This window comes from Criibacterium bergeronii (assembly GCF_001693775.2).
Lineage (GTDB): Bacteria > Bacillota > Clostridia > Peptostreptococcales > Filifactoraceae > Peptoanaerobacter > Peptoanaerobacter bergeronii.
On the sequence record NZ_MBEW02000075.1, the window covers coordinates 1 to 763 of the forward strand.

Consider the following 763-nt stretch of genomic DNA (forward strand, 5'->3'; position numbering starts at 1 on the left):
TAACCAAGTCGCTTTGAATGACTTTTGAATACTGGTCTATATCACTGTATAAAAATGGTCCTACTAACGCTTTAAAGTCAGGTACATAATCTCCTAAATAAGATGGGTCTTCAACAGAAATAAAATTTGCCTTGTTGTATACCTGCTCCAAACCGTCCTTATAAGTAGGCAATTGTGCTTGAGGATATGTCTGAATTTCTACTGCACCGTTTGTTCTATCATATATAGCTTTTGCAGCTTTATCTATTGACTTTGTAAGCTGTTCTTCAGGTGCAAATACATGGCTCAATTTTAATACTATCTTGTAATCATCCTTGGCTGCGGCATCTCCTCCACTGCTTTCAGGTTTATTTGGTGCCTCTGCCGGTTTTTGACCACAGGCACTTAATAGCATTGCAGACATCAAAAAAAGCGACAATAATTTTCTTTTTTTCATTTTTTGCTCCTTAAAATTTTAATAAAAATTGGTTAATAGATTTACATAGACCTGATTTTATTTATTTCATCAGGGTAATCAGTAATCATAGCATCTACATTTAATTTATATGTATCTGAAAAATTAAACGGCTCTGTCCCATACCATACGTTGAGTTCAAATCCATTTTCGTGTAAGCCTGTAACTAGCTCCTCATCTACACAATATGCTGACGGATGATAACACTCTACCCCCAACTGTTTTAGATAAAGCCATGGTTTTTCCAGCCAGCTGTCTATAAGTAGCCCACATTTTATTTTTTCGTCTATTTTTTTCATAGCAAGCACG

General features: G+C 35.4%; 1 protein-coding gene and 1 pseudogene. Both read right to left on the bottom strand.

Going from position 1 to position 763, the window contains the following annotated elements; genetic code table 11:
• Positions 1–436 (bottom strand): annotated as a pseudogene (locus tag BBG48_RS10835) (C4-dicarboxylate TRAP transporter substrate-binding protein); the annotation flags it as partial.
• Positions 437–477: 41 nt separating this feature from the next.
• The coding region (locus BBG48_RS11065; protein WP_330410391.1) for a PI-PLC domain-containing protein at positions 478–763 on the bottom strand (286 nt) is incomplete at its 5' end.